The organism is Acinetobacter sp. YH12142 (assembly GCF_013418435.1).
GTDB lineage: Bacteria > Pseudomonadota > Gammaproteobacteria > Pseudomonadales > Moraxellaceae > Acinetobacter > Acinetobacter amyesii.
The window spans coordinates 52,503-71,935 of sequence record NZ_VPCB01000010.1 but is presented as its reverse complement, the minus strand read 5'-3'; the positions used below and the strand labels follow the sequence as shown (position 1 = coordinate 71,935).

18 protein-coding genes and 3 tRNA genes are annotated in these 19,433 nt (G+C 43.0%); 6 read left to right on the top strand and 15 right to left on the bottom strand.

All coding sequences use genetic code 11. The features are described 5' to 3' along the window. Window positions 1-172: 172 nt before the first annotated feature. From glmS to FTU77_RS10010, 8 genes are all read right to left on the bottom strand, one after another. Complete coding sequence (gene glmS / locus FTU77_RS10045) at window positions 173-2,011, bottom strand: glutamine--fructose-6-phosphate transaminase (isomerizing) (RefSeq protein WP_180055696.1); 1,839 nt, start codon at window positions 2,009-2,011, stop codon at window positions 173-175. 12 nt (window positions 2,012-2,023) lie between these two features. Further along, entirely contained in the window at window positions 2,024-3,388 is a 1,365-nt protein-coding gene (gene glmU, locus FTU77_RS10040; protein ID WP_180055695.1) for a bifunctional UDP-N-acetylglucosamine diphosphorylase/glucosamine-1-phosphate N-acetyltransferase GlmU, read from the bottom strand. A gap of 21 nt (window positions 3,389-3,409) precedes the next feature. Beyond that, the gene (locus FTU77_RS10035; protein WP_180055734.1) at window positions 3,410-3,886 is read right to left on the bottom strand and encodes a phosphatidylglycerophosphatase A; all 477 of its coding nucleotides are present in this window, start codon (window positions 3,884-3,886) and stop codon (window positions 3,410-3,412) included. Between the two features lie 22 nt (window positions 3,887-3,908). Next, entirely contained in the window at window positions 3,909-4,826 is a 918-nt protein-coding gene (thiL, locus tag FTU77_RS10030; protein ID WP_180055694.1) for a thiamine-phosphate kinase, read from the bottom strand. 20 nt (window positions 4,827-4,846) lie between these two features. After that, window positions 4,847-5,296: a transcription antitermination factor NusB gene (nusB, locus tag FTU77_RS10025; protein ID WP_078191534.1), complete on the bottom strand. Its 450-nt coding sequence runs from the start codon at window positions 5,294-5,296 to the stop codon at window positions 4,847-4,849. A 4-nt stretch (window positions 5,297-5,300) separates the two neighbouring features. After that, window positions 5,301-5,771 (bottom strand): 6,7-dimethyl-8-ribityllumazine synthase, encoded by a 471-nt coding sequence (gene ribE / locus FTU77_RS10020; RefSeq protein ID WP_067765591.1) that lies wholly within the window; start codon window positions 5,769-5,771, stop codon window positions 5,301-5,303. Window positions 5,772-5,782: 11 nt separating this feature from the next. After that, entirely contained in the window at window positions 5,783-6,904 is a 1,122-nt protein-coding gene (gene ribBA / locus FTU77_RS10015) for a bifunctional 3,4-dihydroxy-2-butanone-4-phosphate synthase/GTP cyclohydrolase II (RefSeq protein ID WP_180026167.1), read from the bottom strand. Between the two features lie 314 nt (window positions 6,905-7,218). Next, window positions 7,219-7,791, bottom strand: coding sequence for a TetR/AcrR family transcriptional regulator (locus tag FTU77_RS10010; RefSeq protein ID WP_180022200.1), 573 nt, complete (start codon window positions 7,789-7,791; stop codon window positions 7,219-7,221). A gap of 130 nt (window positions 7,792-7,921) precedes the next feature. On the opposite strand from FTU77_RS10010, the gene FTU77_RS10005 reads away from it, so the two are divergent. After that, a complete protein-coding gene (locus tag FTU77_RS10005) occupies window positions 7,922-8,671 on the top strand; it encodes an SDR family oxidoreductase (protein ID WP_180022199.1) in 750 nt (249 codons plus the stop codon). 314 nt (window positions 8,672-8,985) lie between these two features. Continuing rightward, entirely contained in the window at window positions 8,986-9,591 is a 606-nt protein-coding gene (locus tag FTU77_RS10000) for a 2-hydroxychromene-2-carboxylate isomerase (RefSeq protein ID WP_180055693.1), read from the top strand. 192 nt (window positions 9,592-9,783) lie between these two features. Here FTU77_RS10000 and FTU77_RS09995 read toward each other — a convergent pair whose 3' ends face one another. Both FTU77_RS09995 and FTU77_RS09990 read right to left on the bottom strand, forming a co-directional pair. Further along, window positions 9,784-10,275 carry a hypothetical protein gene (locus tag FTU77_RS09995; protein ID WP_180024783.1) on the bottom strand — a complete coding sequence of 164 codons (492 nt, stop codon included), beginning with the start codon at window positions 10,273-10,275 and terminating at the stop codon, window positions 9,784-9,786. 242 nt (window positions 10,276-10,517) lie between these two features. Then, on the bottom strand, window positions 10,518-12,029 hold the full coding sequence (locus FTU77_RS09990) for an aldehyde dehydrogenase family protein (protein ID WP_078194071.1): 1,512 nt from the start codon (window positions 12,027-12,029) through the stop codon (window positions 10,518-10,520). A 221-nt stretch (window positions 12,030-12,250) separates the two neighbouring features. On the opposite strand from FTU77_RS09990, the gene FTU77_RS09985 reads away from it, so the two are divergent. Then, window positions 12,251-13,432 (top strand): transcriptional regulator, encoded by a 1,182-nt coding sequence (locus FTU77_RS09985; RefSeq protein ID WP_078191528.1) that lies wholly within the window; start codon window positions 12,251-12,253, stop codon window positions 13,430-13,432. Between the two features lie 21 nt (window positions 13,433-13,453). Here FTU77_RS09985 and FTU77_RS09980 read toward each other — a convergent pair whose 3' ends face one another. Together FTU77_RS09980 and FTU77_RS09975 are read right to left on the bottom strand one after the other, a co-directional pair. Beyond that, window positions 13,454-14,416: an alpha/beta hydrolase gene (locus tag FTU77_RS09980; RefSeq protein ID WP_180055692.1), complete on the bottom strand. Its 963-nt coding sequence runs from the start codon at window positions 14,414-14,416 to the stop codon at window positions 13,454-13,456. Window positions 14,417-14,662: 246 nt separating this feature from the next. Beyond that, window positions 14,663-15,874, bottom strand: a complete 1,212-nt coding sequence (locus FTU77_RS09975) for an iron-containing alcohol dehydrogenase (protein ID WP_078191526.1) — start codon at window positions 15,872-15,874, stop codon at window positions 14,663-14,665. Between the two features lie 400 nt (window positions 15,875-16,274). On the opposite strand from FTU77_RS09975, the gene FTU77_RS09970 reads away from it, so the two are divergent. Continuing rightward, the gene (locus tag FTU77_RS09970; RefSeq protein ID WP_180003556.1) at window positions 16,275-17,975 is read left to right on the top strand and encodes an NAD-dependent malic enzyme; all 1,701 of its coding nucleotides are present in this window, start codon (window positions 16,275-16,277) and stop codon (window positions 17,973-17,975) included. Between the two features lie 138 nt (window positions 17,976-18,113). Here FTU77_RS09970 and FTU77_RS09965 read toward each other — a convergent pair. From FTU77_RS09965 to FTU77_RS09955, 3 genes are all read right to left on the bottom strand, one after another. Further along, window positions 18,114-18,189, bottom strand: a tRNA-Gly gene (locus tag FTU77_RS09965). A gap of 46 nt (window positions 18,190-18,235) precedes the next feature. Further along, window positions 18,236-18,311: transfer RNA gene (locus FTU77_RS09960), tRNA-Gly, on the bottom strand. 47 nt (window positions 18,312-18,358) lie between these two features. Beyond that, window positions 18,359-18,431 (bottom strand) — tRNA-Gly (locus tag FTU77_RS09955). Between the two features lie 242 nt (window positions 18,432-18,673). Between FTU77_RS09955 and FTU77_RS09950 the strand changes: the two genes are divergently transcribed. Then, window positions 18,674-18,985, top strand: coding sequence for a BolA family transcriptional regulator (locus tag FTU77_RS09950; RefSeq protein ID WP_078191519.1), 312 nt, complete (start codon window positions 18,674-18,676; stop codon window positions 18,983-18,985). 8 nt (window positions 18,986-18,993) lie between these two features. Beyond that, window positions 18,994-19,386 (top strand): SirB2 family protein, encoded by a 393-nt coding sequence (locus tag FTU77_RS09945; protein WP_168378832.1) that lies wholly within the window; start codon window positions 18,994-18,996, stop codon window positions 19,384-19,386. Window positions 19,387-19,433 lie beyond the last annotated feature (47 nt).

Below are 19,433 nucleotides of genomic sequence, written 5' to 3'. Positions count from 1 at the left end.
ATTCATTTAAAAATAAAAAAAGTTCCATACTTATTTCTTAATATATTGAAAAATATTTAAATATATTTTAATTATAGAAAAAGTATGGAACTTTATTTTAGAGTAAAGAAATTTATTACATAGTATTAAACATTTTTACTCTATTACAGCTGAACAGAGTCAGCCTTTTCAGTTATTCAACAGTGACAGATTTTGCCAGGTTTCGCGGCTGATCAACATCAGTGCCGCGGAGCACCGCTACATGGTATGACAGCAGCTGCACAGGAATGCTGTACACAATCGGTGCGAGAACCGCATCAACTGCTGGCACGCTTACGACATGCTGGCGGTCTTTGCCTTGAATTCCGCTGTTCTCGTCGGCAAATACAAACAGCTCGCCGCCGCGCGCCTGAACTTCTTCCATGTTTGATTTGAGTTTATCGAGCATGTCATCTTGCGGTGCAAGAATAACAACGGGCATATCATTGTCGACAAGCGCAAGCGGACCGTGTTTCAGTTCGCCGGCAGCATAGCCTTCAGCATGAATATATGAAATTTCCTTCAGCTTTAATGCGCCTTCGAGCGCAATCGGGAAGTGCGTCCCGCGTCCTAAGAACAGGCAGTGCTGCTTCTCTACAAATAGCTCAGATAAACGCAGGATTTCGGCATTGTTTTGCAGGGTATCTAAAATCACTTTAGGTGTATGCCATAGTTCAGCGACAATTTTAGCAATTTGCTCTTCTGAAATGGTTTTCTTGATTTGACCAATTTTCAATACAAGAAGCATTAACGCTGCAAGCTGAGTGGTAAATGCTTTGGTTGAAGCCACACCAATTTCAGGGCCGGCAAGCGTCAGCAGGCTATGGCTGGTTTCACGCACCATTGAAGATGTTGCAACGTTGCAGATCGTCATCGTGGTGATGTTTAAGTTTTTGGCAGCAGCGCGTTTTTGGGTATCGCGCAGCGCAGCCAGCGTATCCGCAGTTTCACCAGATTGAGAAATACATACATAAAGTGTGTTGTTCACAATCACTGGTGAGCGGTAACGGAATTCACTGGCAATTTCAACTTGGCATGGTAAATCAATCAGCTGTTCAAACCAGTATTTGGCAATCATGCCGGCATGGTAGCTTGTGCCGCAGGCAATAATTTGCACTTGCTGAATTTTAGAAAAATCTTCAATTGCAGACGCTAGGAAATCTTCACGCAGCGCATTGCCATTTAAAGCCTGTGAAATCGTTTGTTTGATTGCTTCAGGCTGCTCATAAATTTCTTTGAGCATGTAGTGCTTATATTCGCCTTTTGATGCATTGCTTACCGTTGCATCAAGCTCTTTAACAGGGCGCTCTGCAATGACACCATTAACAAACACTTCAATAGAATTACGTGTTAAACGCGCAATATCACCTTCTTCAAGGTAAATAAAGCGGTTGGTAATTGGAAGAAGTGCAAGCTGGTCAGAGCTAATGAAGTTCTCGCCAATACCTACACCAATTACAAGCGGTGAACCTTCACGGACGGTAATCAACTCATCAGGATAATCTGTATGAACAATACCAAGCGCATAAGCGCCTTTCAGCTGAGGTACAACTTTATTTACAGCTTCTAATAAGTCTTTTGATGTTTTGAGTGCATCATTCACCAAGTGAGCAACAACTTCAGTATCCGTTTGTGATGTGAAGACGTAGCCGCGAGCAATCAAATCATCTTTTAGTTCTTGGTAATTTTCAATAATGCCGTTATGAACAACAGCGGCATTGCCTGAAAGATGCGGATGCGCATTTTCTTCAGTCGGTTTGCCGTGAGTGGCCCAGCGCGTATGCGCAATGCCAAGAGAGCCAGTTACTTTAGATTCATTCACTGCTTGTTCAAGATTTGCCACTTTGCCTACACGGCGTTCACGCAGCACTTGATTTTGATTGATCAACGCCAAGCCTGCTGAATCGTAGCCCCGATATTCTAAGCGCTTTAAACCTTCGATGAGGATATTGCTGATATTACGTTCTGCAACGCCGCCGACGATACCACACATAATGAATTCCTCTTATTTCTTAATCTTTTGCGGACGCGGATAGTTTTCTTTGGCAAATTGCTTTGAACGCTCCACCGCTAAACTGTTGTCTGCTACATCGCGTGTAATCGTTGAACCGGCACCGACAGTTGCGCCATTCCCAATGTGTACTGGAGCAACCAAAGAGCTGTTTGAGCCGATAAAGGCGCGATCACCAATGATGGTTTTAAATTTGTTGGCGCCGTCATAATTGCATGTAATGGTGCCTGCGCCAATATTTGAGCCTGCGCCTACTTCTGCATCGCCTAAATAGGTAAAGTGGTTGGCTTTTGAACCTATGCCAATGCTTGAGTTTTTGACTTCAACAAAGTTGCCGATGTGCACTTCATTCGCAAGTTTTGCACCTGGACGCAAGCGCGCAAACGGGCCGATTTGCACATCTTCGCCGACAATGGCGCTGTCAAAGACGCTGTACGGCTGCACTTTGGTGCCTGACGCAATTTTTGTATTTTTAATGATGCAGCCTGCGCCAATTTCAACGTTATCACCGAGTTCAACATCACCTTCAATAATCACGTTGATATCGATACGGACATCTTGACCAACAGTCAATGTACCACGTAAGTCGAAACGTGCAGGATCAATCAGGTGAACGCCTTGTTGCATCAGTTGTTTAGCTTGGAATGCTTGAAATTCACGTTCAAGTGCAGCCAATTGTACGCGGTCATTGACACCTTCCACTTCGAAAGCGCGTTCTGGTTCAACAGATGCCACTTCGAGACCGTCAGCAATCGCCATGGCAACGATATCGGTCAGGTAATATTCACCTTGCGCATTGTTATTGCTTAATTTTGGCAGCCATTCGTGCAATTTGGCATTACTCACGGCATAAATACCGGTATTAAATTCTTTGATCTTACGTTGTTCTTCAGAAGCATCTTTATGTTCAACAATGGCTTGAATCTTGCCATTTTCACGAACAATACGCCCGTAACCTGTCGCATCATTAACCGTTAAGGTTACTAAACCAATGCCTGTTTGAGCAGATGCATCTAAAAGTTTTTGTAATGTTGCTTCAGTGATGCAAGGCACATCACCTGAGAGAATCAAAGAAATCCCGGTTTTTGCTAGGACAGGCAGAGTCACTTTGACTGCATGGCCTGTACCCAATTGTTCTGCTTGTTCAACCCATTTGACATTTTCATGTGCAAACGCGTTTTGTACCAATTCACCGCCATGCCCATAGATGGTAATTATTTCTTCTGCATTTAGTTTTTTCGCCGTGTTGATGACATGACCGAGCAGCGGTTGTCCTGCGAGGGGTTGTAAAACTTTGGGTAAACGTGAACGCATACGTGTTCCTTTACCTGCAGCAAGAATAATAACGCTAGTAGACATGTTTAATCCTAGGTGTTTCTATTACATAGACACAATATAAAAATAAATACAGATGCAAAGTGCGGCCCAAAGACCCGCAATGATGTCGTCAAACATGATGCCAAAGCCACCACCGACTTGACGGTCAATGACACGAATAGGCCACGGTTTCCAGACATCAAATAAACGGAATAACGCAAAACCAATCAATGCCCAAGTCCAGCTCATTTGCCCAAGATATAAAATTGGGAGGAAGGTAATGGACTGACCGGCAAATTCATCCCATACGATGCGGCCATCATCATGAACACCCATGACTTTGGCGGTTTGACCGCAAATATAGATCCCAATAATCGACATGATGATCATGACTATAATGGAGTTGAAAAAGCCGATTGCAAGCCAACCTGGAATAAACAACAAAGCAAAAGCAGAGCCAAAGGTGCCCGGTGCTTTGGGTGCAAGACCCGAGCCAAATCCCACGCCACAAAAGGCGATGACTCGGTTAAACCAAGACATGGATTTAAAGTTAATGGCTGGCTTATGCAAAATGCTGGTATCCCTTAAATTTTATGACTTGGTCAACACCGTGGTTGTTATAACGGATTCCCAAATTAGGCGTGATTTGACCGATTTTACTAATGTTTACATCTAATTCTAGTTGCAGAAGTTTTTTATAATTCTGCGGACTTATTGTAAAGCATAACTCGTAGTCATCTCCACCCGCGAGGGCGTATTGCCACTGCTTTTCTTGTTGTAATTGTTTTACATCGTGATCGATAGGAAGTTGATCTAATTCAATTTCTGCACCGACGTGTGAAGCAGCGAGGATATGTCCTAAATCTTGTGCGAGCCCATCAGAGACATCAATCATACTGTTGGCTAAGCCTTTGAGCTGTTGGCCTAATAAGCAACGGGGTGTGGGATAATCTAAACGGTGCTGTAAGCGATGACCTAAATGGTTTAAGCCAAATGCAGCATCACCGACTTGTCCGCTGACGCAGATATAATCACCGATTTGGGCACCTGAACGCGGGACGGCTTGTCCCGATTCAACCCAGCCGAGGGCTGTGACTGAAATCGTCAGATGAGGACTTTGTGTGGTATCACCACCAATTAAACTCACACCAAATTGATCGCAACAATTATATAAACCCTGACTAAAGCCTTTGAGCCAATCATGATCAATTTGGGGTAGGCTCAATGCCAATAAAATACTGTGTGGTTTGGCACCCATTGCAGCAATGTCAGAGAGGTTGACAGCAACAGATTTCCAGCCGATGGCATGTGGTTTTGTGTCGAGAGGGAAGTGACGCCCAGCAACCAGTGTATCGGCACAGATGACCAATTGTTGCTGTGGAGGAGGGGTGAGCAAGGCTGAGTCATCACCGACCCCTAAATCGACAGAATTGATATTCTGTCGATTAAAATAGGTATCAATGATCGAGAACTCAGCCATACAACGTACTACTTAAAAAATTAATTAGCTTGTTGTTTTTCTGCTGCACGCAATGTAGTCGCTAAACGATCCAATACACCATTGATGTATTTGTGGCTGTCTGCACCGCCAAAATGTTTAGCTAACTCGATCGCTTCATCTAACACGACGCGATATGGAATCTCAAGATGTTCTTTGAGTTCATATGCACCAAGACGAAGTGTTGCAAGTTCAACACCATCTAAAGCGTCCACTTCACGATCGAGCACAGGGATTAAAAGCGCATCCAATGCTTCATGATTGGCAACAACCTCGGTCAATAACTCGTGGTAATAGCCGAGGTCGACCTTGTGCATGGCATTATCCACACGTGTACGTGCTTCAATCTCATGGACAGGATTGCGGCTCATTTGCCATTCATAAATTCCTTGTACAGCAAAGCGACGTGCTTTACGTTTTGCTGCATAAGTTGCTTGAAGTGTTTGCGACATAGCGTTAAATAGCCTTTAACAAGTTAACCATTTCAATAGCAGTCAAGGCAGCTTCACTACCTTTATTGCCTGCTTTTGTACCTGAGCGTTCAATCGCTTGTTCAATACTATCCGTAGTCAATACACCATTAATTACTGGTAAGCCAGTGTCTAGACCAACAACGCCTAAACCTTTGGCACATTCGCCAGCAACAAAATCGAAGTGAGGCGTGCTACCACGAATCACTGCGCCAAGCGCGATGATGGCATCGAAACGATCTGAAGCTGCAAGTTTTTTTGCAACCACAGGAAGTTCCCAAGCACCCGGTGCATGAACAACAGTGATATTATCCTCTGATACGCCATGACGTTTCAATGTATCAACGGCACCTTCTAGCAAATGTTCAACAACAAAGCTATTAAAACGACCAACTAAAATCGCATAACGGTCTTCGTTCGCGAGATGTAACATACCTTCAATACGGCGAACTGCCATAGCAACCTCGATTATTTCTCTGATGTTTGATTTGCGGTGATGTATTCCACCACTTCTAAGTTAAAACCTGATAGTGCATTAAAGCGTAGTGGAGAGCTGAGTAGCTTCATTTTTTCCACGCCTAAATCACGTAAAATTTGTGCACCCACACCAATGGTTTGATACTGCTGAGACAGTGCCGCATTGGATTTAACATTTTTCGGTGCAGTTAAATTTTCTAAAGCAGGGCCTAAGTCCTGTAAATGACGCTGACCAATCCATACTAAAACACCACGATCGCTGGATGCGATTTCTTTCAGTGCTTTATCGAGATTCCACGCCGGAGCACCATCTTGTTTATTGAGTTTTAATAAGTCACGAACCGGGCTGAAACCATGTACACGGACTGTGGTTATGCCTTGTTTTGGTTCGCCTTTAACCAGTGCCAAATGAATGTCTGGGTTACCAATTTCACGGTAACGGAACAATTCAAAAGTACCGTATTCAGTATCTAAAGTTTGTTGATCAATGCGCTCAACGGTTTGCTCATTGGTCATGCGGTAGTGAATTAAGTCCGCAATCGTGCCCATTTTTAAGCCATGCTTTTCAGCAAATACTTCAAGATCAGGGCGACGTGCCATAGTGCCATCTTCATTGATGATTTCACAAATCACAGATGCGGGTTCAAGACCTGCTAAACGCGATAAATCACAACCGGCTTCAGTGTGGCCTGCACGGTGAAGGACGCCACCAGGCTGCGCCATCAGCGGGAAAATATGGCCTGGCTGTACGATGTCAGCTGGTTTAGCATGTGCAGCTACCGCTGTTTGAATGGTGTGCGCACGTTCTGCAGGAGAGATGCCTGTTGAAATGCCATTTGCTGCTTCAATAGACAAGGTAAAGTTGGTACCGTGCTGCGCACCATTGGCATCTACCATGAGTGGTAGATTTAACTGTTGGCAACGCTCTTTGCTGAGCGTTAAGCACACAAGACCACGCGCATGCGTAATCATGAAGTTGATATCTTCAGGGCGTACGTGGGTCGCAGCGATAACAAGGTCGCCTTCATTTTCACGATCTTCATCATCCATCAGGATGACCATTTTTCCTGCACGAATATCAGCTACGAGCTCTTCAACAGTATTAAGCGGCATCAATCTTCACCTTTTTGTTTGTCTCGAATGACATTTACTTGCATTGATTGTTGCATAGTCTAACGTTTTTTTGCGTTCTTTGCCTATGCTTATCATTTTCCTTTAATGGCTCATTGTTATACACAGTCGTCAGAACCTTGAAAAGAGGACTTTATTTGAATTGTGCCATTTATGCCCAATCTTTAAGCGATTGAAAAGCATAAAAATTGGCAACCTTATACGGATATTGAATAATTAAGCCAAAGGAAGCTGACAGTTTGTCGGAAGCGTTTAATCGCATAACTACATGAAGGATCACATAAAATAATTGTCACTTATGCAGCTGAGTGAGCAGCTAAATAATCTTGAATGATCATTTTATTGGCCTGCAAAATGCTTTTTTGTAATTCGGGATCATGCATTGCCCGTGCAATTAAAACCGCACCGACCAATTGGGACATCATGGCCCAAGCTTTTTCTTCACTCGCCAAATGTGCGCTAAATAAAGCATGACCGCGCAGTAATTCCTTTTCATAGGCCTGTTTAATCGTGTCATCTGCACGAGCTACTTCGGTCGCAAGTGTCGGCAAAACACAGCCTTGTTCAGGATGTTCAAGGTGGGAAGGGGTTAAGTAACGGTCTAACTCAAAATTAATCCAGTCGGCTGCATTGTGATGCGGGTTGCTTTGCCACATGTTAAAGCTTTGCTGCAATTCATATTCAACCAATGCTTTGAGTAAATCCTGTTTTGACGAAAAATGTGAATAGAATGCGCCACTAGTTACACCTGCAGCTTTCATTAAGCCGTCAACACCTGTTGCAGCAAAGCCATTTTTTTTCGCAATTTGTCCCGTAATGTTGAGTAGTTCTTGTCGTTTTTGTTGTTTGTATTCGGGTTTGTAACGCATCTGCAACCCCCTTGAAAATAATATTGACGATAAATTAACCATAACATAGTATTCGTTATAGTAACGATCGTTATTCAATAAAATTGATCGCACATGGAATATAAAAACTATCCAGCACGAGGAGATCGTCATGGAAAATAATCATATATCTAAGCCTGTCAAAGGTGTGGCATTGATCATTGGTGCAGGAGATGCCACCGGCGGTGAAATTGCCAAACGCTTTGCTCGTGGTGGCTATACTGCGTGTATGACGCGGCGTAATGTCGACAAATTACAGCCCTTAATTGTTGAAATTCAAGCGCAGGGAGGGACTGCTTTTGGCTTTGGTTCGGATGCTCGAAAAGAAGAGCAAGTGATTGAACTCATCGAGCACATTGAATCAAACATTGGCCCGATTGAGGTCATGGTCTTTAATATTGGTGCCAATGTGCCATGTAGTATTTTGGAAGAAACCGCACGTAAATATTTCAAGATTTGGGAAATGGCATGTTTCTCGGCATTTTTAACGGGTCGGGAAGTGGCAAAACGCATGGTGAGCCGTGAATCTGGCACAATTATTTTTACGGGTGCGACGGCTGGGGTTCGTGGTGCCGCAGGCTTTGCCGCTTTTGCTGGCGCAAAACATGCGCTTCGTGCCTTGGCACAAAGCATGGCGCGTGAACTTGGGCCTAGAAATATTCATGTGGCGCATGTGGTGGTTGATGGGGCGATTGATACCGACTTTATTAAAGAGACTTTTCCCGATTTGTACGCAAAAAAAGCGCAAGATGGTATTTTAAATCCCGTACATATTGCAGAAAATTATTGGCATCTCTCACAGCAACCACGAGATGCATGGACGCATGAATTAGATCTGCGACCGTGGATGGAACGCTGGTAAGCGTAATTTGATTCAAATGAAAGAACGATACGCGGTAAGGTCATCCGCAAGTGTTTGAGACAGGACTACATCTATTCAAAAATGTTTTTGCGATACTTTGAATAATTAGACGCTAGTGAACGAGTTTTGCGGATGACAATGGTTTTGGGTACTTTTGCCGAAACAAAAGTACCTCCAGCCGAAGGCTAATCCCTTTATTTAAACCCTGGATGTAAGACTCCGTCAAATCGGCTTAAAAATCATTTAAAAAATACGATGTTACTTTTACGTGCGTAACATCAGTTAGGAAAATAAGCAAAAAAAGGACGAAAAACATGAAAGTCATTGAATTTTATTTTGATGTCGGCAGCCCATATAGTTATATCGGTTTTCATCGCATTCAACAGATTGCACAGCAGTATCAAGCCGAGCTGATCTGGAAGCCGATGCTTCTTGGTGGAGTGTTTAAAGCTACTGGCAACAGTAGTCCGATGGCTGTGCCTGCCAAGGCACGCTATTCCATGCGGGATCTTAAGCGCTGGTCAGATCTATGGCAGATTCCCGTGCAAATGAATCCGTATTTTCCAATCAATACTTTGCAGTTGATGCGTTTGATTACCGCAGTCCAATTATTTCAGCCTGAAGTATTTCTCAATGTACTGACGGGTATTTTTAACGCGATGTTTGGTCAGCCACGCAATTTAAATGATCTCAATAAATTAATTCAATTGATGCAAGAGCTTGGATTGGATGTAGAGCAAGTTAAATCATGGCTTGAAGATGAAAAAGTAAAGTCTGAGCTTAAAGTTATTACCGAAGAAGCCATTGCACGAGGTGTGTTTGGGGCGCCAAGTTGGTTTGTCGATGATGAGTTATATTGGGGTGTTGATCATTTACATTTTGTTGAGGCGGCTTTACAGGCTTCATCACGATCAGCCTAATTGGACGAATACTTGAGTGAATGCTACTGAATATGAGCACCAGTTTTAGGACGGGAATGCAGAAGTTATTGTAGATGTAAGTAAAATTATAGAATGGATCATGGCTGATTGTCTTACTTACATCTACTTTTACTCAGCTTTCATTTGTATTGAGTCTTATTTTTGGGGGTACTAACTTAAAAAACTTAAGCTTTATTCCGTATATAAATAATGCTGACATTTGGTGCAATTTACGGTGCATGAATCGCTTGCATAAATACCTTTACGAAAGAATCGTTTATTGCCGCAAAAAATACAGATAAATTCATCTTTATGATTTTTAGCGCTTGGTAGCTCTTGGTAAACGAGTCTTAATCCATTGTCTTTATAACGATAATTTCGACCATAAATTTGTTTAGCAAGCCAATAGTCCAAACTTGTAAATTTTATGGCAATACAACTGATGATACAAAAAGGAAATAGCCATATAGATTCAAATGCTTTGGAAACAGACGCCCAACCTGAAAATACACTTGTGAAAGTAAAAAACATGACCGCGAAAGCACCAAAGAAGAAAAGATAGAATACTTTGCTTTGGAAAGAGCTTAATTTGTTTAAGTATTTGAGATGATGTTCATAGGTCGAAATATCATCTTGGTTGGGCACAAATGCGGGATAACGTGCTTGCTTAGGTTTGTCTGACACTTGATCACCAAATGAATGACCACAGGCACTACAAAAGTGATGTTGTACTAATGCTTTTTCTCCACAGGAGACACAATATTTCATAGCTATTTAAATATTTTTAATTAATAAAGTTATTTGTTTAGCAAGCATAAGAAAATTTGCAGCTTTTTAAAAGAAATTTTAATGAATTCATTGAAGAGGCTTCTAACAAAAAAGCGAACCGAAGTTCGCTTTTTATCTCATGTATTGTTCAACGCTGCTTAGAAGAAGCCCATTGGTTTGGTGTCATAGCTCACCAACAAGTTTTTGGTTTGTTGATAATGATCAAGCATCATTTTGTGGTTTTCCCGGCCGATCCCTGATTTTTTGTAGCCACCGAATGCTGCGTGTGCAGGGTAGATATGATAACAGTTGGTCCATACACGGCCCGCCTGAATAGCACGACCCGCACGATATGAAGTATGCGCTGAACGCGACCAAACCCCTGCACCTAGACCATAAATCGTGTCATTGGCAATTTTAATGGCATCATCAAAGTCTTTAAAGGTTGCTACTGAAAGCACAGGGCCGAAGATTTCTTCTTGGAAAATCTTCATGTCATTGGTGCCTTTAAAAATCGTTGGCTCAATATAGAAACCTGTACCGACTTCATTTCGTGGGTCACCACCAGTAATCAGCTGTGCACCTTCATTTTTACCTGTCGCGATACAGCCTAAAATTTTGTCTTGCTGCTCTTGCGATGCCTGTGCACCAATCATGGTATCGGTATCGAGTGGATGACCCGTCTTAATACGTTTGACACGTTCGACAGCCATTTCCAAGAATCGATCTGCAATGCTTTCTTGTACCAATGCACGTGAAGGACATGTACAAATTTCACCTTGGTTGAGCGCAAACATGGCAAAACCTTCGAGTGTTTTATCTAAGAACTCATCGTCTTTGTCCATGATGTCTTCAAAGAAGATATTTGGTGATTTTCCACCAAGTTCTAAAGTCACAGGAATGATATTTTCAGTCGCATATTGCATGATCATTTGACCGACAGCGGTTGAACCTGTGAAGGCGATTTTTGAGATGCGTGGATTGGTCGCCAATGGACGACCGACTTCAACACCATAACCATTCACAATATTCAGCACGCCCGGTGGGAGTAGGTCTTGAATGAGTTCAGCCAAGACCAAGATGCTGACAGGCGTTTGCTCCGCAGGTTTCAACACGATGCAGTTTCCCGCAGCCAATGCTGGAGCAAGTTTCCAAGCCGCCATCAAGATTGGGAAATTCCACGGAATAATTTGACCGACCACACCAAGTGGTTCATGGAAATGGTAAGCAATGGTATTTTCATCAATTTCAGAAATGCCGCCTTCTTGGGCACGGATACAGCCGGCAAAATAACGGAAGTGATCGATACAAAGTGGAATATCAGCGGCTAAGGTTTCACGAATCGGTTTACCGTTGTCCCAGGTTTCTGCGACCGCAAGGAGCTCTAGGTTTTCTTCAAGTCGATCGGCAATTTTTAATAAAATATTTGAGCGTGTGGTTGGGGAAGAGGCGTTCCATTGGGCTTTGGCTTTATGCGCTGCATCCAAAGCCAATTCAATATCTTCAGCAGAAGAACGTGGCACTTTGGTAAAAACTTTACCGTCTACAGGGGAGATATTTTCAAAGTATTCACCTTTCACTGGCGCGACCCATTGGCCACCAATCAGGTTTTCATACTGAGCTTTAAACTGAACTTTTGAACCGGGTTGATTAGGATCGACATAACGCATATGAATTTTCCTTTGCTTGTTTATTATGATCTTGTTGGGCTGCCCATCTGTGGCAATCTACAGCTTTGGTATAAGGTACTTTTGTACATTATTTGATTAGCATAGCCTGTATAAGGTTGGAAAAAGGTTGGAGACAAGAAGGTTTACAATATTTTTTTTCAGTCTTAAAAACAAAAGCCGGGAAACGGATTTTTAGTCATGAATTGTTGTGAGAATAATGAATGATGATACAGAAGGATTTATCTGAAAAACGACAGAATGTCGAACGGTTAAGACAGGGCATGAGTCTGTCAAAGCAGCAAACCTCGCAATTGAATGAGAGCATTGCGAGTTCTTGGCAGCGATCGGCGCAGGCAGAAATTCCGGAAAATCGGAGTGCTGCGCCTTTGGTAAATTTAAGCCCTCAAAGTCAACAACAGTCGGCATTGCATCATGCCTTGCAACATTGTGCCGAAGATTTAAAACACATTGCCGAACAGTCGTCGATGGTACTTGCCGTGGGCGATGTAGGTAGCACGATTATTTGGAGTGCGTCGAGTCGGCAAATGCAAAGTGCTGCGGAAAGTGTGCATTTTATTGCAGGTGGGCAATGGCGCGAAGAATTGGTCGGCACCAATGCTTTAGCGTTGTCTCTAAAAACCCAACAGTCGAGTTGTGTGTTTTCAAATGAACATTATATGCCGTCTGTACATGAATGGGTCTGCTATGCAGCACCGATTATCGATCCACACACACAGCAAATTTTAGGTGTGGTTGATTTATCCACCGTGTGGAAAAACCACAATAGTTTAGGGCTACTTGCGGCTGAACGCTGCGCTTCGATTATTCAATCGGCTTTACTTGATTTTCAAAAACAGCATTTGTACATTCGGGCCTTTGCTGTGCCGCAAGTGTTATTTAATGGCAAAGTGATGGTGCTGACCCCACGGCAAATTGAAATTTTGACCATCTTGGCGCTATGTCCGCAAGGCATGACCTTAGATACTTTGCATCAAGCCTTATATGGTGAACGTAAGGTGAGCGTCGGGACTTTAAAAGCAGAAATGTCTCAGCTACGCGATATTTTGGGCGGCATGTTAGGCTCACGTCCTTACCGTCTATTGGCACAAGTCGAAGCCGATTTTTTGCAAGCCGAGCAAGCCTTAGATGCTGGTTATCTCGATTCGGCGTTGAAACTATGTTCAGGGGTTTTCTTGGCCAAAACCGAAAGTCCTTTTTTAGGGGCATGGCGCGATTGTCTTGAGTCACGATTAAGCCAAGCGATTTTTAATGCCAAGGAAACGGATGTTCTACTCAAACATGTCGCGCGTTTCCCTGAAGCTATCGATGCGGTTGAACGCCTGATTGAGCTGATGCCGAGATCGCATCCCGTACATCAGACCTTGTTGAAATTAAAACAGTAAGTTGCAATGTCATTCGGGCTGTTAAAAACCTTTATTGGCCAGCCATTCAAAGAGCTGGGTATAGACTTGTTCACGCGCGGTTTTTTCCGAAAGCACTAAATCATGCAAGCCATTGTGTATGCTTTGAATGGTGACATCGCCCTGAATTTTCTTGGCATATTTTTGGATGTCTTTTACACCTAAAATCACATCACTGGTCTGCGCTGCTTTACCCCATTTTTTGGGATTTTTAGTTTGATGCGAGTGCATGACCAAGACCGGTACATCTAGGCTGACACCTCGATGAATCTCTTTTTGAGCCTCATAAATTGTCCGCACGAAACTTAAATACACCATTGGATAGCGGGTCTTTTTCCAGTCTAAATTGAAGTCCCATTCACCCTTGAGTTCGCGGTGTAAACTGGCGGTATACCATTTATTCAGTTCACTCGGAAATTTTAAATTGGGAAAGGTTTTTGCCAATTTACTCAGCTGTGGAATACCTAGTGCGCGTTTCACTGGATTCATGTTGAAATCATAAAATGGGCTGTTAACCCAAAGGGCTTGAATTAAAGGATGATTTTGATGATGTGCCGCATACAAAGTGGTGGTTAAGCCACCGGTTGAATGACCACAAAGCAGTAAGGCATCATGACCTTCATCTGCAATGATCGCTAGAGCTTGATCTATTTCGGCATCGTATTCAGACAGTGCATGCACATTATAGTATTTTTGATGCGGGCGGATTGAGCGACCATATTTTCTTAAATCTAAGGCATAAAAGTCGAAACCGTGCTGATTAAAGCGTTCGGCCATTTCAGTTTGGAAAAAATAATCGATAAAGCCATGGATATAGAGCACCGCTTTGGAGGTAGGAGCCGCTGCTTTTTTGCGAACCAGTGTGGCAACCACTGGGCCTTCATAATCATCAGGGAAGGTCAGCGTGGCTTGTTCATAACCTGCGCCCAAAATGTCAGGTTGATACTGAATATGTGAATGGCTCATTATTATACTCATCAATATTATTGGACATTATGCTTTATCCTTGATGAGCCATGAGCTTTTGTCAAATGAATAATCGATGCTGTTTTACCGACTAAAAAAGAGTGACCTCAGTATGAAAGCAACCAATCTATGGTCGCTTTCCTGAAATAAAAAGTGAAATGGATTCAGTTGAAGCCTACATCACCAGACTCAAAGGGTAATGTAGGCACTTGGGTCACTTAAACATGAAGACCTTTGAGGCTTAACTTAAACTGCTGCTTTGAAGTCGACCACAGAGGCATTGGCTTTAAGCGCTGCCTTGAAAATATCAACCACTTGAGCATGATTCGCTTTACGTGGGTTGGTGAGCATGCAGGCATCTTTTTGCGCATTTTCAGACATGATGCTGAGGTCTTGTTCTTTCACACCGAGTTCAGAAAGGCTCGATGGAATGCCAATCGAAGCAGACAGTTCACGGATTGCTGCAATCGCTGCATAAGCCGCTTCAGTCACCGTTAAACCGTCGGTTGGCACACCCATGAGCTGTGCGATACGTGCATAGCGGTCAGGGCAGGCGATCAGGTTAAATTCGCAAACGTGTGGTAACAGCACGGCATTACATACGCCATGTGGCAAGTTGTAGAAGCCGCCAAGTTGGTGCGCCATCGCGTGGACATAACCTAAAGATGCATTGTTAAATGCCATCCCAGCTAAGTACTGTGCATAGCTCATTGCATCACGTGCTTCTAGGTTTTCGCCATTGGCTACGGCAGGGCTGAGCCATTCGCTGATCATTGCAATGGCCTTTTCAGCACAAGCATCGGTAATGGGATTGGCTGCTGTAGACACATAAGCTTCGACCGCATGCGTTAATGCATCCATACCGGTTGCTGCAGTGAGCGCCGCAGGTTTCGCAATCATCAGCTTCGGGTCATCAATGGCGATAAGAGGGGTACAACGCCAATCGACAATCGCCATTTTAACGTGGGTGTCAGTATTGGTAATGATACAGAAACGGGTCATTTCTGATGCCGTACCTGCGGTGGTATTAATCGCAATGAGTGGAGTCATTGGGACTGTACTTTTATCGATGCCTTCATAGTCACGAATATGACCACCACCCGCAGTGACTAAGCCAATGCCTTTGGCACAGTCATGAGAAGAGCCGCCACCGAGAGAGACAATAAAATCACAGCCATTGTCATTATAGGCATCTACACCGCTATGCACGTTGGTGTCAGTTGGGTTGGGTTCTGCGCCCGGGAAGATGTGACTTTCTACGCCAGCTTCAGTTAAATATGCGGCAATGGTGTCTGCCACACCAAATTTGTAAAGACCGGCATCGGTCACGATAAGCGCTTTTTTTGCGCCAAGATTTTGTGCCTTTGCACCAATTTCTTTAGCACAGCCGGGGCCAAAAAGTGAAACACAAGGGATGTAAAAACCGTTTGTTTGATCTGCAATATTTTTAAAAGCCATGGTGCGATTCCTTCTACCATTCATTGTCATTTGTTATGGGTGATACTCACCTAAACTGAGTATTGCGAGGGATGTTTTAAATTCACACCTACCAAAGACCTACCAAATTTAGGGCTTTGTATTGAACTTATTTAATTGATTGAAATTTAATCATTAATTATTTTTGCTATTTTCTGAGATTCGCTAAAAGTCGTATACGTTTAAGCCCAAATAGGCGTTGCGATGATTGGATGCATGATCGAGTTATCAGATTATAAAATCTAACTAAAACTACTATCAATTTACTAAATGCCCCAAAGCACTCGAATCAGGATAGGCTATAACAAATAACGAGATAGTCACTTTTGTGCATTTCGCTTTTTGCAGTGCGAAACAAAAGATTAATTAAACGAGTTAAATAATGCCCAGTGAAAATTTGAAAACGAAACGTCCTTTATATATTCCTTATGCCGGAAATACACTTTTAGAACTCCCACTTTTAAATAAAGGTTCTGCGTTTAATGAAGATGAACGTAAGAGCTTTAATTTACACGGTTTGATTCCACACGTAACAGAAAGCATTGAAGAACAAAGTCAGCGTTCTTATCAGCAATATTGTGCATTTAATAGTGATATCAATAAGCATATTTACCTGCGCAATATTCAAGACACCAATGAAACATTGTTCTATCACTTAATTGAAAACCACCTCAGTGAGATGATGCCGATCATCTATACACCAACAGTGGGTGAGGCTTGTCAGCGCTTCTCGGACATTTACCGTCGTCATCGTGGGATTTTTATTTCATATCCTGACCGTGATCATATCGATCAAATTATTCATAACGTGAATAAAAAGAATGTGAAAGTGATCGTGATTACGGACGGTGAACGTATTCTTGGTCTTGGTGACCAAGGCATTGGGGGGATGGGGATTCCGATTGGTAAGTTGTCGCTGTACACTGCGTGTGGTGGGATCAGTCCAGCCTATACTTTGCCGATTACTTTAGATGTCGGAACCAATAACCAACAGCTGTTGAATGACCCGATTTATATGGGTTGGAGTCAGCCTAGGATTAGTGGTGAAGAATATTATCAATTTGTCGATGACGTGATTAAAGCCATTCAACAACGTTGGCCTAAAGCGCTGATTCAGTTTGAAGACTTTGCACAAAAAAATGCGATGCCTTTACTGGAAAAATATCGCGATAAAATTTGCTGTTTCAATGACGATATTCAAGGGACAGCAGCAGTGTCTGTCGGAAGTTTAATTGCGGCATCACGTGCAGCAGGCAAGCAGCTCAAAGATCAAATCGTCACCTTCTTAGGGGCGGGTTCAGCAGGTTGTGGGATTGCAGAACAGATCATCAAGCAAATGGTGGCGGAAGGTTTAACCGATGCTCAAGCACGTGCGCGGGTGTTTATGGTCGACCGCTTTGGTTTAATTACTGAAAATCAGCCGAATCTTTTAGATTTCCAACGCAAGCTTGCGCAAGCACCGGATAACGTCGCACATTGGGCAAATGCAGATTCGGTCATCTCACTCCTGGATGTGGTTACACATGCCAAACCGACTGTATTGATTGGGGTTTCGGGACAACCGGGGCTGTTTAGCCAAGAGGTTATTGAAACGATGGCTGCAAATTGTGAACAGCCTATTGTGTTGCCACTATCTAACCCGACATCACGTGTCGAAGCGGTGCCTGCAGATATTATCGAGTGGACCAAAGGTAAGGCCCTGATTGCGACAGGTAGTCCATTTGCACCAGTGAATTATCATGGCAAGATTCATCAGATTTCACAGTGCAATAACTCCTATATTTTCCCGGGGATTGGACTGGGTGTGATTGCATCTGGGGCGAAACGTGTGACGGAAAATATGCTGATGGCATCTAGTACGGCATTGGCGGACTGTTCACCAAAATTGGCAGATCCAAATGCTGATTTATTGCCAAGTTTGGATTATTTACAGGATATTTCGAAGAAAATTGCATTGAAAGTCGCGTTGGCTGCGATTGCTGATGGTGTTGCGCCAAATGTCAGCGTTGAAGTGCTCGAACATGCGATTGAAGCGAATTTCTGGAAACCTGAATATCGTGATTATGTCCGTGTGACCTATTAACGCAATTTTAATTTTTATTCATATTTGTGGAACCTGACTCAAACCATGTTCCACATACTGAATAAATATAGATTGATTTTGATTGGTGTAAGCGATAGATAAAAAAGCCCCCATCTTTCGATGAGGGCTTTTTGAATTTGGAGCGGGAAAGGAGACTCGAACTCCCGACCCCAACCTTGGCAAGGTTATGCTCTACCAACTGAGCTATTCCCGCGGAGTCTATCCTGTTTTTTTACTAAAAAACTGAATCGAAAAAAATTTGGAGCGGGAAAGGAGACTCGAACTCCCGACCCCAACCTTGGCAAGGTTATGCTCTACCAACTGAGCTATTCCCGCGGAGTCTATCCAATTTTTTAAATAAAAAACCGAATGAAAAAATTTTGAGCGGGAAAGGAGACTCGAACTCCCGACCCCAACCTTGGCAAGGTTATGCTCTACCAACTGAGCTATTCCCGCATAGCCACGTATAATACATTAAGGATTTTTCAGGTCAATAACTTTATGAAAAACTGTGCATCGTTTGCATAAAATAAAAACAATTTGTTTGAAAATTGGAAGATTTTTGCAGGTCGAAGGCTTCCATTTTGATGAAATCATGCAATTCAGATGGTTTCAGCAACTTTGCGACACAAGAACTTGAACAAATACAGGCTATACTAAGACCAGTTGAACCTTTTTTTGAATTTGGGAGAGCCGTTTTGAGTTTAGAACAGCAATTAATTGAGCGTCTACAGACATTAGCGCCTACACATCTTGAAGTGGTGAATGAGTCCGCAGGTCATGGAGGTTATTTCCCAGGTAAAGAGTCGCATTTTAAAGCAGTGATCGTGAGTGAGGCATTTGCAGGTTTGCGTTTGGTGCAACGTCATCAAAAAGTCTATGCCGCAGCCGGTGATTTACTTAGTCCGGGGCAAATTCATGCCTTGGCCATTCATGCGTTTTTACCCGAAGAATGGAAAGGTCAAGACACCACTAGCCCTGAATGTGCGCATGCACCTAAGTCATCTTAAGGTGAGCCATGGAAACGCAATTAATCATTAAAATCATTCATATGTGTGGTGTGGCTTTAGGCTGTGCTGCCATTTTCATTCGTGCTTTTACGTTGTTTAAAGGGACGCAGGGCAATTTACCCAATCCGGCAGGGCGGAAGTTTTTTGTTGCTTTGCAACATGGCTCAATGACATTAATTGCCGTGACTGGAATTATCTTATTGTTTATGAAGAACTTTGATGTGCAGCCATGGTTCTATGCCAAAGTTGTGCTGTTTTTGGTGCTGCTGTCTTCTTTATCTAAAGCGTATAAAAAAGATGACAGTATTTTATTGGTTCAGCGCCGTGCGGGCTTATTTATTGCAGCTATTGCACTTATTTTCATCATTACATTGGTTATAATCAAACCAGTTTTTGGATAAATGGCTTATCCACATGGCCGATTTCAAGGCTTGAGTAGAAAAACAAA

Excerpts from the sequence above, each read along its gene's own strand:
- FTU77_RS10010 (WP_180022200.1), bottom strand. The coding sequence starts at position 7,791 with ATGCGTTACAAACCCGAATACAAACAACAAAAACGACAAGAACTACTC.
- FTU77_RS10035 (WP_180055734.1), bottom strand. The coding sequence starts at position 3,886 with ATGTCTTGGTTTAACCGAGTCATCGCCTTTTGTGGCGTGGGATTTGGC.
- FTU77_RS10000 (WP_180055693.1), top strand. The coding sequence starts at position 8,986 with ATGAAAGTCATTGAATTTTATTTTGATGTCGGCAGCCCATATAGTTAT.
- ribE (WP_067765591.1), bottom strand. The coding sequence starts at position 5,771 with ATGGCAGTTCGCCGTATTGAAGGTATGTTACATCTCGCGAACGAAGAC.
- FTU77_RS09945 (WP_168378832.1), top strand. The coding sequence starts at position 18,994 with ATGGAAACGCAATTAATCATTAAAATCATTCATATGTGTGGTGTGGCT.
- FTU77_RS09975 (WP_078191526.1), bottom strand. The coding sequence starts at position 15,874 with ATGGCTTTTAAAAATATTGCAGATCAAACAAACGGTTTTTACATCCCT.
- glmS (WP_180055696.1), bottom strand. The coding sequence starts at position 2,011 with ATGTGTGGTATCGTCGGCGGCGTTGCAGAACGTAATATCAGCAATATC.
- nusB (WP_078191534.1), bottom strand. The coding sequence starts at position 5,296 with ATGTCGCAAACACTTCAAGCAACTTATGCAGCAAAACGTAAAGCACGT.
- FTU77_RS09985 (WP_078191528.1), top strand. The coding sequence starts at position 12,251 with ATGATGATACAGAAGGATTTATCTGAAAAACGACAGAATGTCGAACGG.
- thiL (WP_180055694.1), bottom strand. The coding sequence starts at position 4,826 with ATGGCTGAGTTCTCGATCATTGATACCTATTTTAATCGACAGAATATC.
- FTU77_RS10005 (WP_180022199.1), top strand. The coding sequence starts at position 7,922 with ATGGAAAATAATCATATATCTAAGCCTGTCAAAGGTGTGGCATTGATC.
- FTU77_RS09990 (WP_078194071.1), bottom strand. The coding sequence starts at position 12,029 with ATGCGTTATGTCGATCCTAATCAACCCGGTTCAAAAGTTCAGTTTAAA.
- FTU77_RS09980 (WP_180055692.1), bottom strand. The coding sequence starts at position 14,416 with ATGAGCCATTCACATATTCAGTATCAACCTGACATTTTGGGCGCAGGT.
- ribBA (WP_180026167.1), bottom strand. The coding sequence starts at position 6,904 with ATGCCGCTTAATACTGTTGAAGAGCTCGTAGCTGATATTCGTGCAGGA.
- FTU77_RS09970 (WP_180003556.1), top strand. The coding sequence starts at position 16,275 with ATGCCCAGTGAAAATTTGAAAACGAAACGTCCTTTATATATTCCTTAT.
- glmU (WP_180055695.1), bottom strand. The coding sequence starts at position 3,388 with ATGTCTACTAGCGTTATTATTCTTGCTGCAGGTAAAGGAACACGTATG.